At 73.9% G+C, this 13,347-nt stretch carries 15 protein-coding genes; 2 read left to right on the top strand and 13 right to left on the bottom strand.

Annotated elements, in window-relative coordinates; translation table 11 throughout:
• Positions 1–48: 48 nt before the first annotated feature.
• From ATL51_RS07530 to uriH, 3 genes are read right to left on the bottom strand one after another with little or no spacing between them, the layout of a single operon-like run.
• Positions 49–912 carry a PfkB family carbohydrate kinase gene (locus tag ATL51_RS07530; RefSeq protein WP_100878135.1) on the bottom strand — a complete coding sequence of 288 codons (864 nt, stop codon included), beginning with the start codon at positions 910–912 and terminating at the stop codon, positions 49–51.
• Complete coding sequence (uriT, locus tag ATL51_RS07535; protein WP_100878136.1) at positions 909–2,333, bottom strand: uridine transporter UriT; 1,425 nt, start codon at positions 2,331–2,333, stop codon at positions 909–911. The genes ATL51_RS07530 and uriT overlap by 4 nt, the downstream gene beginning before the upstream one ends.
• Positions 2,330–3,334 (bottom strand): uridine-preferring nucleoside hydrolase UriH, encoded by a 1,005-nt coding sequence (gene uriH / locus ATL51_RS07540; RefSeq protein WP_100878137.1) that lies wholly within the window; start codon positions 3,332–3,334, stop codon positions 2,330–2,332. The genes uriT and uriH overlap by 4 nt, the downstream gene beginning before the upstream one ends.
• 119 nt (positions 3,335–3,453) lie before the next feature.
• Here uriH and ATL51_RS07545 point away from each other — a divergent pair, with 119 nt between their 5' ends.
• Positions 3,454–4,470 (top strand): LacI family DNA-binding transcriptional regulator, encoded by a 1,017-nt coding sequence (locus tag ATL51_RS07545; protein WP_208622941.1) that lies wholly within the window; start codon positions 3,454–3,456, stop codon positions 4,468–4,470.
• A 49-nt stretch (positions 4,471–4,519) separates the two neighbouring features.
• Here ATL51_RS07545 and ATL51_RS07550 read toward each other — a convergent pair whose 3' ends face one another.
• From ATL51_RS07550 to ATL51_RS07575, 6 genes are all read right to left on the bottom strand, one after another.
• Positions 4,520–5,923 carry a class II 3-deoxy-7-phosphoheptulonate synthase gene (locus ATL51_RS07550; protein WP_073574261.1) on the bottom strand — a complete coding sequence of 468 codons (1,404 nt, stop codon included), beginning with the start codon at positions 5,921–5,923 and terminating at the stop codon, positions 4,520–4,522.
• Positions 5,924–5,951: 28 nt separating this feature from the next.
• Positions 5,952–6,452, bottom strand: a complete 501-nt coding sequence (locus ATL51_RS07555) for a polyadenylate-specific 3'-exoribonuclease AS (protein WP_062396083.1) — start codon at positions 6,450–6,452, stop codon at positions 5,952–5,954.
• A gap of 87 nt (positions 6,453–6,539) precedes the next feature.
• The gene (locus tag ATL51_RS07560) at positions 6,540–6,896 is read right to left on the bottom strand and encodes a HepT-like ribonuclease domain-containing protein (protein WP_073574437.1); all 357 of its coding nucleotides are present in this window, start codon (positions 6,894–6,896) and stop codon (positions 6,540–6,542) included.
• A gap of 24 nt (positions 6,897–6,920) precedes the next feature.
• A complete protein-coding gene (locus tag ATL51_RS07565; protein WP_083658112.1) occupies positions 6,921–7,232 on the bottom strand; it encodes a nucleotidyltransferase family protein in 312 nt (103 codons plus the stop codon).
• 79 nt (positions 7,233–7,311) lie between these two features.
• Positions 7,312–8,352 carry a DEAD/DEAH box helicase gene (locus ATL51_RS07570; protein WP_167409976.1) on the bottom strand — a complete coding sequence of 347 codons (1,041 nt, stop codon included), beginning with the start codon at positions 8,350–8,352 and terminating at the stop codon, positions 7,312–7,314.
• A 457-nt stretch (positions 8,353–8,809) separates the two neighbouring features.
• Positions 8,810–9,565, bottom strand: a complete 756-nt coding sequence (locus tag ATL51_RS07575) for a lysophospholipid acyltransferase family protein (protein WP_062396084.1) — start codon at positions 9,563–9,565, stop codon at positions 8,810–8,812.
• A gap of 175 nt (positions 9,566–9,740) precedes the next feature.
• Here ATL51_RS07575 and ATL51_RS07580 point away from each other — a divergent pair, with 175 nt between their 5' ends.
• On the top strand, positions 9,741–10,235 hold the full coding sequence (locus tag ATL51_RS07580) for a hypothetical protein (protein WP_100878139.1): 495 nt from the start codon (positions 9,741–9,743) through the stop codon (positions 10,233–10,235).
• Positions 10,236–10,240: 5 nt separating this feature from the next.
• On the opposite strand, the gene ATL51_RS07585 is transcribed toward ATL51_RS07580, so the two are convergent.
• The 4 genes from ATL51_RS07585 to ATL51_RS07600 are packed head-to-tail and all read right to left on the bottom strand — an operon-like array spanning position 10,241 to position 13,329.
• Complete coding sequence (locus ATL51_RS07585) at positions 10,241–11,227, bottom strand: ROK family protein (RefSeq protein WP_301548931.1); 987 nt, start codon at positions 11,225–11,227, stop codon at positions 10,241–10,243.
• Positions 11,224–11,604, bottom strand: coding sequence for a hypothetical protein (locus tag ATL51_RS07590; protein ID WP_100878141.1), 381 nt, complete (start codon positions 11,602–11,604; stop codon positions 11,224–11,226). The genes ATL51_RS07585 and ATL51_RS07590 overlap by 4 nt, the downstream gene beginning before the upstream one ends.
• The gene (locus ATL51_RS07595; protein WP_073574268.1) at positions 11,601–12,848 is read right to left on the bottom strand and encodes an ArsA family ATPase; all 1,248 of its coding nucleotides are present in this window, start codon (positions 12,846–12,848) and stop codon (positions 11,601–11,603) included. Before ATL51_RS07595 ends, ATL51_RS07590 begins: the two co-directional genes overlap by 4 nt.
• 43 nt (positions 12,849–12,891) lie before the next feature.
• Positions 12,892–13,329, bottom strand: coding sequence for an SRPBCC family protein (locus ATL51_RS07600; RefSeq protein ID WP_020623841.1), 438 nt, complete (start codon positions 13,327–13,329; stop codon positions 12,892–12,894).
• Positions 13,330–13,347 lie beyond the last annotated feature (18 nt).

Genomic DNA, 13,347 nt, shown 5'->3' on the forward strand with positions numbered 1-13,347 from the left:
CGCCCCGGCCGGATGGCGGTCCGGCCGGGACACCGGCGTTCGAGGGGCCTACAGCCCGAAACGGGTGCGCTCGGCGTCGCCGATCGCGGGCAGCTGCGCCCCGGCGACGGTGACCGCGAGGGCACCGGCGCGCACGGCGTAACGCGCGGCGTCCGGCAGGTCGTCCCCCGCGGCGAGCCGCACGGCGACGGCCGCCAGGAACGCGTCGCCCGACCCGGTGGTGTCCACCACATCGGCCCGCATCGCATCCACTGTGGACACAGTAGCCGCTCCCGCGTCGTGCACCTCGCAGCCCGCGGCCCCGCGTGTCACGACCGACCGGGGCACCGGGTGCCCGCCCAGCAGCGCGGCCTCGTGCTCGTTGACCACGAGCACGTCGGTGGCGGCGAGCAGCTCGGCGGGCACCGGGGCGTAGGGCGAGAGGTTCAGCACCACCGTGGTCCCGGCGGCTCGGGCGGCCCGGGCGGCGGCCAGCACCGTCGGGACACCGATCTCCAGGCACAGGGTCAGCACCGCGACGTCGTCGAAGGCGGGCAGGTCCCCCGGCTCCAGGGCGGCGTTGGCACCGGGCGAGACGACGATCGTGTTGTCGCCCGCGGCGTCGACGGTGATGACCGCGGTGCCGGTGGCCGCGCCGGTCCGCACCACGACCCGGTCGACGTCGGCACCGGCGGCGGCGACGGCGTCGCGGACGGTCCGGCCGTGGTCGTCGTCGCCGACCGCGCCGACCATGCCCACGCCGACCCCCGCGGCGGCCCCGAGCCGGGCGGCGGCGACGGCCTGGTTGGCACCCTTGCCGCCGGGGCCCACGGTCAGGTCCGACCCGGCCACGGTCTCCCCCGGCCCCGGGAGGCGCTCGGTGCGCACCACCAGGTCGGCGTTGAGCGAGCCGACGACCAGCACCCGGCTCATCGGGCGTCCACCACGTCGTGCGCGGCGCCGGTCTCGGCGGCGACCGGGCGCGGGATGAGCAGCGACAGCGCGAACGCTCCCGCGGTGCACGCGGCCCCGACCAGCATGCCCGCGGTGTAGCCGCCGACCCCGGTCTGCCCGGCCCCGCCGACGGCGACCTGCACCGCGGGCAGCACCACGAAGCTGATCCCGGCGCCGAGGTTGAACGCGCCGGCGTTGAGTCCGGGCAGCATGCCGGGCCGGTCGGCGGGCGAGAGCAGCACGCCCAGGCCGTTGAGCATGATGTTGGCGATGCCGGCGTAGGTGACGCCGAGCAACAGCGTCGCGACGACCAGCACCGCGAACGAGTGCACGCCCACGACCGCCAGCAGCGCGGTGGCGACGACACTGCCGGCCAGCCCGACCCGCAGCACGGTGCGGTAGCCGAGCACCGGGGCCAGGCGACCGGCGAACGGCCCGACCAGCCAGCCGATCAGCGCGTAGGGGGCGAGCAGCGCGAGCGCGGTGAGGTCCGCACCGAGCCCGAACCCGGCCGCCGGGTTCTGCGCGATCGAGGCGACCAGACCGTTGACCACGGCGAACACGCCGGTCATGGTCAGCAGCGTGGTGCCGAGCGTGGCCCAGGTGGCGCGCCGGCGCAGGTCCTCGGGCGCGACGAGCGGCTGCGCGGTGCGGCCCTGCAGCCGCCAGAACACCACCGCGGCGACGACGGCGAGCAGCGCGTACCCGGCGACCCGGCCCCAGCGCGCGTCGGACAGCGCGGCGGCCTCGTCGAAGGCCAGCAGCAGCGCGCCGACCGCGGCGACGAGCGGGACGACCCCGCGCCAGTCCATCCGGGCGCCCTGCGAGGGGCGGGACTCCACCCCCCACACGGCGACGAGCACCAGCGCGACGACGGTGACCGCGGCGATGACCCAGAAGATCGAGCGGAAGCCGTGGTGGGTGGCCAGCCAGCCGCCGAGCAGCGCGTCGAGACCGGCCACGCCGCCGTTCACGGCGGTGATCAGGCCGAGCACGATCCCGTAGCGGCGCGGGTCGGCGATCTCGCTGCGCAGCATGAGCAGGCAGACCGGGACGACCGGCCCGGTGATGCCCTGCAGGGCCCGGCCGGTGAACAGCATCGGCACGCTGACGGCGAGGGCGGCGACGACGCTGCCGACCAGCATGACCGCGAGCATCACCAGCAGCACCCGCCGGCGCCCCGCGATGTCGGACAGCCGCGGCAGGAACAGCGAGAACATCGCCGCGAGGGTGAAGAACATCGTCTGGGACAGGCCGACGGTGGCGTCGTCGGTGCCCAGCTCGCGGGCCATGGTGACCAGTGCGGGGCTGAGCATCGAGGCGTTGAGCTGGAAGGCCACGCAGGCGGCCAGCACCGCCACGACGAGCGTGACGACCGGGCGGCGGTCGGGGGTGGTCATGCGATCTGCTCCGTTGCAGCGAGGGCGGCGGCGTCGGCGGGGACGGTCGCGGCCGGGGTGGCGGGGTCGCCGATGGTGCGCAGCGCGTCCACGACGAGCTCCCAGAACCGGGTGTGGTCGAGCTCCAGCGCGGCGTGCGTGCGGCATCCCTGCGGGGCCGGGCCGCGCCGGTCGGCGACCGTCATCCCGGTGGTGTGCCGGCCCGTGGTCTCGACGACGATCGGCATCGGGAACGCCCGCACGATCGTCGGGTCGATGACGTGGGCGACGGCGCACGGGTCGTGCACCGGCGGGGCGTCGAAGCCCTGGACGTCGCGGTAGGTGGCGGCGAAGAAGTCCAGCAGCTCGTCGACGAAGCGCGCCGGGCCGGTCCCGACGGCGCGGATCGCGCGGCGCACCTCGGGACCGGCCAGCGCCTGGTGGGTCAGGTCGAGCCCGACCATGACCACCTCCCAGCCCGCCTCGAACACGATCGCGGCGGCCTCGGGGTCGATGGCGATGTTGAACTCGGCCACCGGGGTCCGGTTGCCGACGGCGACGCCGCCGCCCATCAGCACCACCCGCTTGACCCGGCCGACGATCTCGGGGGCGCGCCGGGCGGCGAGCGCGATGTTGGTCAGCCCGCCGGTGGGGACGAGGGTGACGGTGCCCGGCTCGTGGGCCAGCACGGTCTCCACGATGAGGTCCACGGCGTGGGTGTCCACCGCGGCGAACGCCGGCGCGGGCAGCTCCGGGCCGTCCAGGCCGCTCTCGCCGTGGATGTCGGCGGCGACGGCGATCTCCCGCAGCAGCGGGCGGTCGGCACCGGCCGCGAACGGCACGCCGGTGATCCCGGCCAGGGTCGCGACCGAGAGCGCGTTGCGGGTCACCTTGTCCAGCGTCTGGTTCCCGACGACCGTGGTGACGGCGAGCAGCTCGATCCGCGGGTCGCCGTGGGCGAGCAGCAGCGCGATCGCGTCGTCGTGGCCCGGATCGCAGTCCAGGACGATCTTCTCGGTCATCTCCGGTGTCCCACTTCGTCGTCGCGGTCGTCCGGAGCGCTCCGGACGTGTCGACTGTGACCTGTCAAGCGCATGACGTCAAGCGCTTGATGTGTCGCGCGTCCGGGTAGGCTCGCCGGATGGCAGGACCGGTGGGCCGGCGGGTGACCGCGGCGATGGTGGCCCGGCGGGCGGGGACGAGCGTGTCCACCGTGTCGCTGGTGGTGAACGGCAAGTCGCGCGGACGGGTGTCCGCGGTGATCACCGAGCGGGTCCGCGCCGCGGTCGAGGAGCTGGGCTACGTGGTCGACCACGCGGCGAGCTCGCTCGCCCGCGGGACCACCGACCTCGTCGTGCTGCTCGCCCCCGACCTCCCCAACCCCTACTTCGGGCGGGTCACCACCGGGATCCGGGAGGCGCTGGGCAGCAGGCACCAGCTGATGCTGTCGGTGATCGAGGGCGGCGAACAGCCCGGTGCCGACGACGTCCGCCGGGTCGCGGCGTTCCGCCCGGCCGGGCTGCTGGTGCACGCGCCGTCGCCGACGTTCCTCGACGACCTCGAACCGGGCGGCCCGCCACTGGTGCTGATGGACGCCCCCGGCTTCGAGGGCCGCGCGGCCACGGTGACCTTCGACCTGGAGCCGGGCGTGCGCGCGCTGGTCGCGCACCTCGCCGAGGCCGGGCACACGGTCCTCGCCTACCTGGAGGGCTCGACGCCCTCGGCCACCTTCACCGTGCGCCGTGAGCTGCTCGCCCGGGTCGCCGCCGAGCACGGCCTGCGGGTCCTCGACGACGGCACCCGGGCCGGGCTGACCCTCGACGCCGCCGCCGACGTCGGCACCGAGGCGCTGCCGCGCTGGCGGGCGGCCGGGGCCACCGCGGTCGTCGCGGCGGCGGACACGATGGCCTACGGCGTGCTGGCCGCCGCGCACCGGCTCGGGCTGGCCGTGCCGGGGGACATCGCCGTCGCCGGGTTCGACGACCTGCCGTACTCGCAGGTGACGGCGCCGTCGCTGACGAGTGTGGCGCTGCCGGCGGAGGAGCTCGGCCGGGCCGCGGCCCAGCGGCTGGCCGCTGTGCTCGCCGGGGACGGCGACGGCGCCGCCGCTCCCCTGCTGCCCTCACGCCTGGCGGCCCGGGCCAGCACCGGGGCCTGAGACACACCACCGGGGCGGCTCCGGGTGGAGCCGCCCCGGGACGGACGGGTCAGCCGCGCAGCATCTCCGCGACGAGGAACGCCAGCTCCAGGCTCTGCTGGGTGTTCAGCCGCGGGTCGCAGGCGGTCTCGTACCGGCCGGCGAGGTCGGTGTCGGAGATCCGCTGCGCACCGCCGAGGCACTCGGTGACGTCCTCGCCGGTGACCTCGACGTGGATGCCGCCGGGGTGCGTGCCGAGCGAGCGGTGCACCTCGAAGAAGCCCTGCACCTCGTCGACGATCCGGTCGAAGTGCCGGGTCTTGTAGCCGGTCGAGGCCTCGTGGGTGTTGCCGTGCATCGGGTCGCACTGCCAGATGACCTTGTGCCCGGAGGCGGTCACCTTCTCGACGATCGCCGGGAGCACGTCGCGGACCTTGTCGTTGCCCATCCGGGAGATCAGCGACAGCCGGCCCGGGCGGTTGTGCGGGTCGAGCCGCTCGACGTACTCGACGGCCTGGTCGGGCGTCGTCGTCGGGCCGATCTTCATGCCGATCGGGTTGGCCAGCAGCTCCGCGAACGCGACGTGCGCGCCGTCGAGCTGACGGGTCCGCTCCCCGATCCACAGGAAGTGCGTGGACAGGTCGTAGAGCTTCGGCGACTCCCCGCCGGTGGGGTCGCGCTCCAGGTCCAGGCGCAGCATGGCGCGCTCGTAGTCGAGCAGCAGCGCCTCGTGGCTGGCGTAGAACTCGACCTGGTGCAGGTTGTGGTCGCGCACCCCGCAGGCGTCCATGAAGCGGACCGCGCGGTCGATCTCGGCGGCGACGGCCTCGTAGCGCACGCCCGCGGCGGAGGTGCGGACGAAGTCCTTGTTCCAGTCGTGCACCTTGGACAGGTCGGCCAGCCCGGTCGCGGTCAGGCCGCGGACCAGGTTCATCGCCGCCGAGGCGTTCGCGTAGGCGCGGACCATCCGCGACGGGTCCGGGATCCGGCCCTGCGCGTCCGGGGCGAGCCCGTTGACGATGTCCCCGCGGTAGGACGGCAGCCCGCTCGCGTCGGTCGGCGAGCTGCGCGGCTTGGCGTACTGCCCGGCGATCCGGCCGACCTTGACCACCGGCATCGAGGCGCCGTAGGTCAGGACGACGGCCATCTGCAGCAGCGTGCGGATCGTCGCCCGGATGTGCGGCTCGGTGTTGTCGACGAAGGTCTCGGCGCAGTCGCCGCCCTGCAGCAGGAACGCCTCACCGTTCGCGACGTCGGCGAGCCGCGACTGGAGCCGGTCGACCTCCGGCGGCAGCACCACCGGCGGGACGGACTCGAGGACCTTCCGCACGTCGCCCACCTGCGACGGGTCGGGCCACTCGGGCTGCTGGGCGGCAGGGCGGGAGAGCGCGTCGTCCAGGGCGGAGCGCAGGTCCGCGGGCAGCGGCGGCAGCTCCGGGAGGACGTCGATCGGCGCGTCGACGGACCAGTTCACACGGCCCAGCCTAGGCCGCGGCCGATCCCTACCGGGGCGCGGCCCCCGTCGCGAGGGTCTCGGCGATCACTTCCCAGCGCCGCAGGTTGTGCCGGGCGTCGGCGAGCGCGTCGTGCGCCTCGGCGGGCGGCGGGGGCAGCGCCGGGCGGCCCGCGTCCTCCCACCGCTGGCGCAGCTCGCGGGTGAAGCGCGGGATCGGCCGCGGCAGCGCGGGCATCGCACCCCACAGCTGGCACAGCGCCACGTGGTCGTAGGCGGCGATCCAGGCCCACAGCTCGACGTCGCCGGGGGCGCCGGTGCAGAAGTCGAGGATCTCCTCGCGCATCCGGGCCCGCGACATCCAGGCCCGGTCGCTGGGCGAGGGCAGCTTGGGCAGGACGTTGGCCCGCACCCACTTGCCGGCCCGGTCCGGGTCGAACTCGGTGGACACGGCATAGAACTCGCGGCCGTCCTCGCCGACGATCCCGATCGACACCAGGTCGATCGTCGTGCCGTCCTCGATGAACTCGGTGTCGTAGAAGAAGCGCATTGCCGTCCTGGGCTCGGGTTCGGTCGTGGAGCTGTGCCGCCCGACGAGCGTACGTGCCTCTGCTGCCGTGATCGGGACCGCTCCGGGTCAGGTGTCCTCCGTTGCCTGAACCGCACGCAGCTGGATCGCCAGCGCCGGGACTTCCTGGGACGCAGCAGACCAGAGGATCTCGAGATCGATCTCGAAGTACTCGTGCACGACACGATTGCGCATGCCCGCCAGTGCCCGCCACGGCAGGTGCGGATGAGCAGCAGTCAGCCCGGGGCTCACGCGTGCAGCAGCCTCACCGAGCACCTGGATCAGATGCGTCAAGACGATCTGCAGGTCCTCGTCGGCATCAAACCGCGCGCGGCCGCGCGCAACCCGGACCCGGATCTTCTCAGCGGCTTCCAACATGTCCGCGATCCGCTCCCGGTCACGTCGGACCAACAGGGATCCCTTCATCACGAGCGATCTTCGAGAAGACAGTCACACTGCCACCGCCTCGGCGAGAACCTGATCACGGACACGTCGTTTGAGACCGTTCACCGTGGCGACCTGTGTGAGAACCCCAAGTGAGTCCTCGACCGCGAGCGCGAAGGAAACCAGGTCGACATAACCGTGGCCGGGTTCCAGGTCGACCAGCAGGTCGAGATCGCTGGTGGGGGTTGATTCGCCACGCGCGACGGAACCGAAGACACGGATGTTGTAGACACCATGACGGCGCCCGACGTCCACGATGTAGTCCCGACGTGCACTCACGTCGGCCAGCGTGACGGCCTGGTGGGTTCCGGCAGTCATCGCGCCTCCCATACGAAACGGTGCGGCGATCGTACTGCGCTCGCGCGATATCGGGACCGGCCGAGCCCGGGCATCGAGCTCATCCGTCGGACGACACCGGCAGCCACTCCGCCGCCGAGCTGAAGAACCGCCGACGGCCCCAGTCTGCGCGATCACCGATGACGTAGAACCTCTCCTGCGCCCGGGACACCGCGACGTTCAACAGGTTCTGCTTCTCAGCCACCCACGCACGGGCGCCGGCAGATCCACCGAGAACCAGGATCACGACCGGCGACTCCTTGCCCTGCACTGTATGAACGGTCCCCATCCGATCGTCCTCCAGTAGCCCCGACAACTGCTTCCTCACAGCAACGACGACGGTGCGGAACGGTGCGATCACCAGTATCTCCTCACGCGTGCATCCACCGGCCGTCAGCTCAGCGACGAGGGTCGCCAGCCGTTCGATCTCCGGGCGGACGACGTTGTCCGTGACCGGGCCCCGCACATCGATCCACTGGCTCGGCCGCCACGGGCGTGGCTCCCGCGCCGGAGTCGCGAAGACCATCGGCGAGGACGCGTAGGCGACCGTGTTGGCGATGTCGAACATCGGTCGATCACACCGCCGGTGAACCCGGAGTGGTGCACCCACCCAGATCTCCTCCCCGTCAGGAGACCCCACGGTCGTTCCGAACCGGTTGAGCCGGTCGGCCGCGAGCTGGGCCGAACGCCGCTCCGGCAGCCACTGGTGGTCGACCCCATGGCGGTCCGCCAGCGCGGTCTGGGCGGGCACGGGGAGCGGGACGATCGGTTCGAGCTGCATCGGATCGCCGACCAGCACTGCCCGCTGCGCCCGCCACAGCCCGCCGACCACCGATTGCGCCGTGGCCTGGCCCGCCTCGTCGACCAGCAGCCACCCGAGGTCCTCCCGCCCGAGGTGCTCGAACAAGCGGGGTAACGAGGCGAAGGTCGTCGACACCACCGGAACCATCAGGAAGAACGCCTGCCATGCGGCGCGAGCGACCGGATGATCCGGGGAGAGGTCGCCACCAATGATCTTGTTGGCAGCGATCAGGGCAGGGCGGATGCGACGTGCAGTGGCGAGGATGAACGCACGGTGCAGCCGTAGGGCCGACTCGAACACGTCGGCGCGCGCAGCTTCGATCTCGGCCGGACCCCGCGATGTCGAAGGTGGTCTGCGGTTGCCCCGGGCCGACCCGGGCCGCACGCGGGGCACGCTGGAAAGTGAACAACTCCACCGAACGCCAGAACTCCACGACGTCCGCTGCATGCTCGTCCGCCACTCAGCTCCCCCACGGCTCGACGACCGTCGATCGTAGAGGAGGTAGTCCACCTACCGGATCGGAACGAGCATGCTCGACGCCCTTGTCGCAAGCCGCAAGCTCCACTGCCCGGACAGGTGAGCGGGCCGCCGTCCGGTTCCGGCCGGCCCGGTCGCCTGCTTCGCCTCCCGTGAGGTCACCGACCGCCGGATTCTGCCGGGCGACAGGTCGGTCCACCACGCGCCCTCATCGGCAGAGGAGCCTTCGCCCAGCTCCACATCGGTGGGTCACATCGCCGGGATGCACGTCCGGAGTCGATCAGGAGGCGCGGGAGTCGGGCACGTTCGCGTCCGGCCGCTGCGGGGCGGGACGCGACGGCGCGGGCGGTGGCGCACCGGCCGCGGCCTTCTCCTTGACCGACGCCGCGTAGAGGTCGACGTAGGTCTGCCCGGACAGCTCCATCAGCGAGTACATGATCTCGTCGGTCATGGAGCGCTCGATGAACCGGTCCCCGGCCATGCCCTCGTACCGGGAGAAGTCCAGCGGCTCGCCGATCACGATCTTCACCTTGCGCGGGCGCCACATCTTGGAGCCGATGGGGTTGACCTTGTCGGTGCCCACCATCGCGACCGGGATGACCGGCACCCCGGCCTCCAGGGCCATCCGGGCGACGCCGGTCTTGCCCTTGTAGAGCCGTCCGTCGGGCGAGCGGGTGCCCTCCGGGTAGATCCCGAGCAGCTTGCCCTCGTTCAGCAGCCGGACCGCGGTGTCCATCGCGGCGCGCGCCGCGGACCCACCGGAACGGTCCACCGGGACCTGCCCGACGCCGGTGAAGAACTGCTTCTTGAACCAGCCGCGGATCCCGGGCTCGGTGAAGTACTCGCGCTTGGCGAGGAAGGTCACCCGGCGCGGCAGCATCAACGGCAGGAAGAAGGAGTCGGCCACCGCGAGGTGGTTGCTGGCGAGGATCGCGCCGGCACCACCGGGCACGTTCTCGGCACCACGCACCTCCGGCCGGCAGAACAGCCTCATCAACGGGCCGAGCAGCACGAACTTGGACCACCAGTACAGCACCCTGCGCTGCCTCCCTACCGACTTCGGCGACAGCCTACGGAGCGTCGACACCTCCTCACAACGGGGCGGTGGTCACCGGGGTCGGGCGGTCCCCGCGCGGGCCCGTGGGCGGTGTCGGCCGGGACACGGGCCGTGACAGGATGGAGCCGCCGCGAGCGGGGAGGGACGGACCGGTATGAGCTCCGCAGACCCCTCGCGCGACCGCGAGGACCGGCCCGACGACTTCGACGCGATCGTCGCCGCCTGGCGCGACGAGGGCTCGGTCCCGGACTGGCCCGCCGAGCCCGTGGAGCGCACCGACCGCACGGACCGCGGCGACGCCGGTGACGTCGCGGGCGCGGCGGGCGGCGCCGACCGGCCCGCGCACCGGCCGGGCCCGGCCGCCCCGCACCCGGGCACCGGCACGGGTGCCGACCCGGACGACCACTACCACCCGCCGGAGCCGCCGCCGCTGCCACGGCCGGGACCACCGGCCGTCGTGGGTGGCGGGCTGATCGGGGTGGGGCTGCTGCTGTGCATCGCGCCGGGGCTGATCGGCGTCGGCGGGACCTGGCCGCTGCCGCTGGGGCTGGTGCTCATCGCGGCCGGCCTGGGCTGGCTGCTGCTGCGGCTGTGGAGCCCCGACCCCGACGAGGGCCCCGACCCCTGGGACGACGGCTCGCGGCTGTAGCGCGCTCAGCGCCGGGCGCCGGTCCGCAGGCTCTCGCGGGCCAGCGTCGCCGCGCCCACGACGGCGGCGGCCGCGCCGAGCTGCGCGGTCCGGATCCGGGCCAGCGGCCGGTTGCCCGCCCCGGTGAGGATGCGGGCGTAGTGCTCGCGGGCGGCGTCGAGGAACAGCGGCGCCGACGCCGACACCCCACCCGCGATCACGACGAGGTCCGGGTCGAAGACGTCCGCGACGAGCGAGAGCCCCTCCCCCAGCCAGCGCCCCATGTCGTCGACGGCGGCGCGGGCGACCGGGTCCCCCTCACGGGCGGCCGCGGCGACCCGCTTGCCGGTGACCCGCCCCGGGTCGACGGCGGCCTCACGGGCCAGCCCGGACGGGCCCGGCACGTCGCCGCCCGAGAGCATCTCCAGCGCGGTGGCACCGAGTGCGGTCCCGCTGCAGTAGCGCTCCCAGCAGCCGCGCTTGCCGCACGGGCAGGCCCGCCCGTGCGGGACGACCCGCAGGTGCCCCAGCTCGGGTGCGACGCCGTGCGCGCCGCGGAACAGCTCGCCGTCAAGCAGCAGGGCGCCGCCGATCCCGGTGCCCAGCGCGATCACCAGTGCCACCGAGGCACCGGCCGCGGCGCCGTAACGCCGCTCGGCGAGCGCGGCGGAGTTCGCATCGTGCTCCACGACGACCGGGATCCCGCCGAGCCGGGCGCCGATCCGCTCGGCGACCGGGGCGTCGCGCCAGGACAGGTGCGGCGCGTAGCGGACCAGCCCGCGGGGGGCGTCGACGAACCCGGCGAGCGCGAGCCCGACGGCGGCGACGGTGTGCCGGCGTCGCAGCTCGTCGACCGCACCGGCGATGGCTGCCTCCAACGCGTCGTCGGTGCGCGGGGTCGGTGCGGAGGCGGTGTCGAGGATCCCGCCCTCGGCATCGACGACACCCGCGCGCACGCTGGTGCCCCCGACGTCCACCCCGATGGTGCGGACGTCGGACATCCGGGGGCTCATGTCCGGTGCACCACGATCCGCTGCACGGAGCGTCCGCCGCCGTGTGGGCGGCGGGGCTCCTGGCGCGCGGGCGGGGCGGCCTCCTCCAGCACCGCGACGAGCACGGCGAGCAGCCCGCCGGCGTGGTCGGCGAGCCGGGTGACCAGCTCCGACCGCTCCCCCCGCACGACGGCGATCAGCGCGCACACCGGGCAGGCGGTGCAGGAGCCCGCGTCGCCGGGGCCGGGGTCGCTCCCGGCGGCCCGCAGCGAGTCCGACATCGTCTCGGTGGCCGCGCGCAGCCGGTCGAGCAGCGCCATCGCGGTGACCCGGAGGTCCTCCGGGATGCCGCTGTGATCGCCGCAGTGGGTGCCGCACCGCGTGTCACGGCCGCTCACGAGGTCATCCAGGTGCCCGGGTCGGGCACGAAGGAGATCACCAGGCGGGCGTCGGAGCCGCGGCCCTCCAGCCGGGCACCGGTGGCCTCGCAGCGGCGCAGGACCGACGGCAGCGAGACCACGCGCCGGGAGAACCCGATGCCGACGACCATGTCGTCGCCGACCCGGGCGAGGTCCAGCGGGGCGTCCTGGGCGCCGGGCAGCGCCACGTCGAGCTCGAACTCGGTGTCGGCGGAGACGCCGTGGCCTGCGGTGCGGCGCAGCTCCATCAGCGGCCGCGGCGGGGCGCCGTCGGCGGTGCCCGCGGGGTCGTCGTCGCCGTAGACCGACAGGGCCAGCTCGCGCAGCGCACCGACGCCGGTCGGCTCGGCGGCGGTGTAGCGGACCGCGGTCACCGGTACGTCCGCACCGAGCTCGCCCAGCTCGGCGAGCACGGACTGCTGCTCGGTGGCGCGTTCGCGCAGCCAGCGCGCCGCGGGCCCGCGCAGCGACGGCGGCGGGCCGGGCATCACCCGGTTCGCCAGCAGCCCGTCGACCCGCAGCTCGTGCAGGGCGAGCGCGGTCAGCGTCCGGCGGGTCTCGGCCGCGACGACCCGCTCCGGGGTCAGCACCAGCCGGATCGAGGTGCGGGAGCGGTCGGCGAGCAGGCCGCGCAGCCCGCGCAGCTGCTCGGCCAGCACGCCGAGCGCGTCGATCGTGCGGTCCCAGCCCGCGCCGTCGGCCTTGGCCCCGGCGAGCCCGGCGACCAGGCCGCGCACGGCGCGGCGGTGCGCGGGGAACAGCCGCTCCAGGTAGCCCGACAGCGCCTCGGGCAGGGTGAGCAGCCGCAGCGTCTCCGCGGTCGGCCCGCAGTCGACGACGACGACGTCGAAGCGGCCCGAGTCGGCGTAGCGCTGCACCTCGACCAGCGCGAGGAGGTCCTCGACGCCGGGCAGCACGGTCAGCTCGTCGGCGACGAGTTCGTCCACACCGGCCCCGGCGAGCATCGTGCGCAGGTGCCCCTGCAGGTCGCCCCAGGCGCCCTCGAGCAGGTGCCGGGCCTCGATGTGGGCACCCCACAGGTTCTCGGTGACCTCGGCGGGCTCGGCGCCCAGCTCGGCGTCCAGCGCGTCGCCGAGGGAGTGCGCCGGGTCGGTGGACACGACCAGCGCGGACCGGCCGGTCCCGGCCACGTGCGCGGCCGTCGCGGCGGCCAGGGTCGTCTTGCCGACCCCGCCCTTGCCGGTGAAGAGCACGACGCGCACAGCGCGGAGCCTAACGATCGCGTCCGGGTCGCCGCCGACCGGCTCAGCCCTTCTCGACGCGGCGCTTGAGGCCCTTCAACGCGGCGTCGATGATCACTTTCTCCGCCTTGCGACGGAGCATCCCGATCATCGGGAAGTTGACCTCGACGCTGAGCTCGTAGGTGACGGTGGTGCCGCCGGCGTCGCCGACCAGCCGGTACGCGCCGTCCTGGGCGCGCTGGATGCCGCCCTTGACCAACGTCCAGGACACCGAGCGGTCGTCGGCGGCCCAGTCGTAGTCGAGGGTGTAGGTGTCCTTGATGGCCCCGGCGTCCATCGCGAAGCGGACCTGGCGGGCGCGACCGTCGGCACCGGCGTCGAGGATCTCGACGCTGGTGATCTGGTCGGTCCACTCGGGGTAGGACGCGAAGTCCGCGATCACCGCCATGACCCGCTCCGGCGGGGCGTCGATGTGGATCGAGGACGAGGTCGCGTCGGCCATGGCGGGAGGCTATCCGGT

The sequence above is a fragment of the Pseudonocardia alni genome, from assembly GCF_002813375.1.
Lineage (GTDB): Bacteria > Actinomycetota > Actinomycetes > Mycobacteriales > Pseudonocardiaceae > Pseudonocardia > Pseudonocardia alni.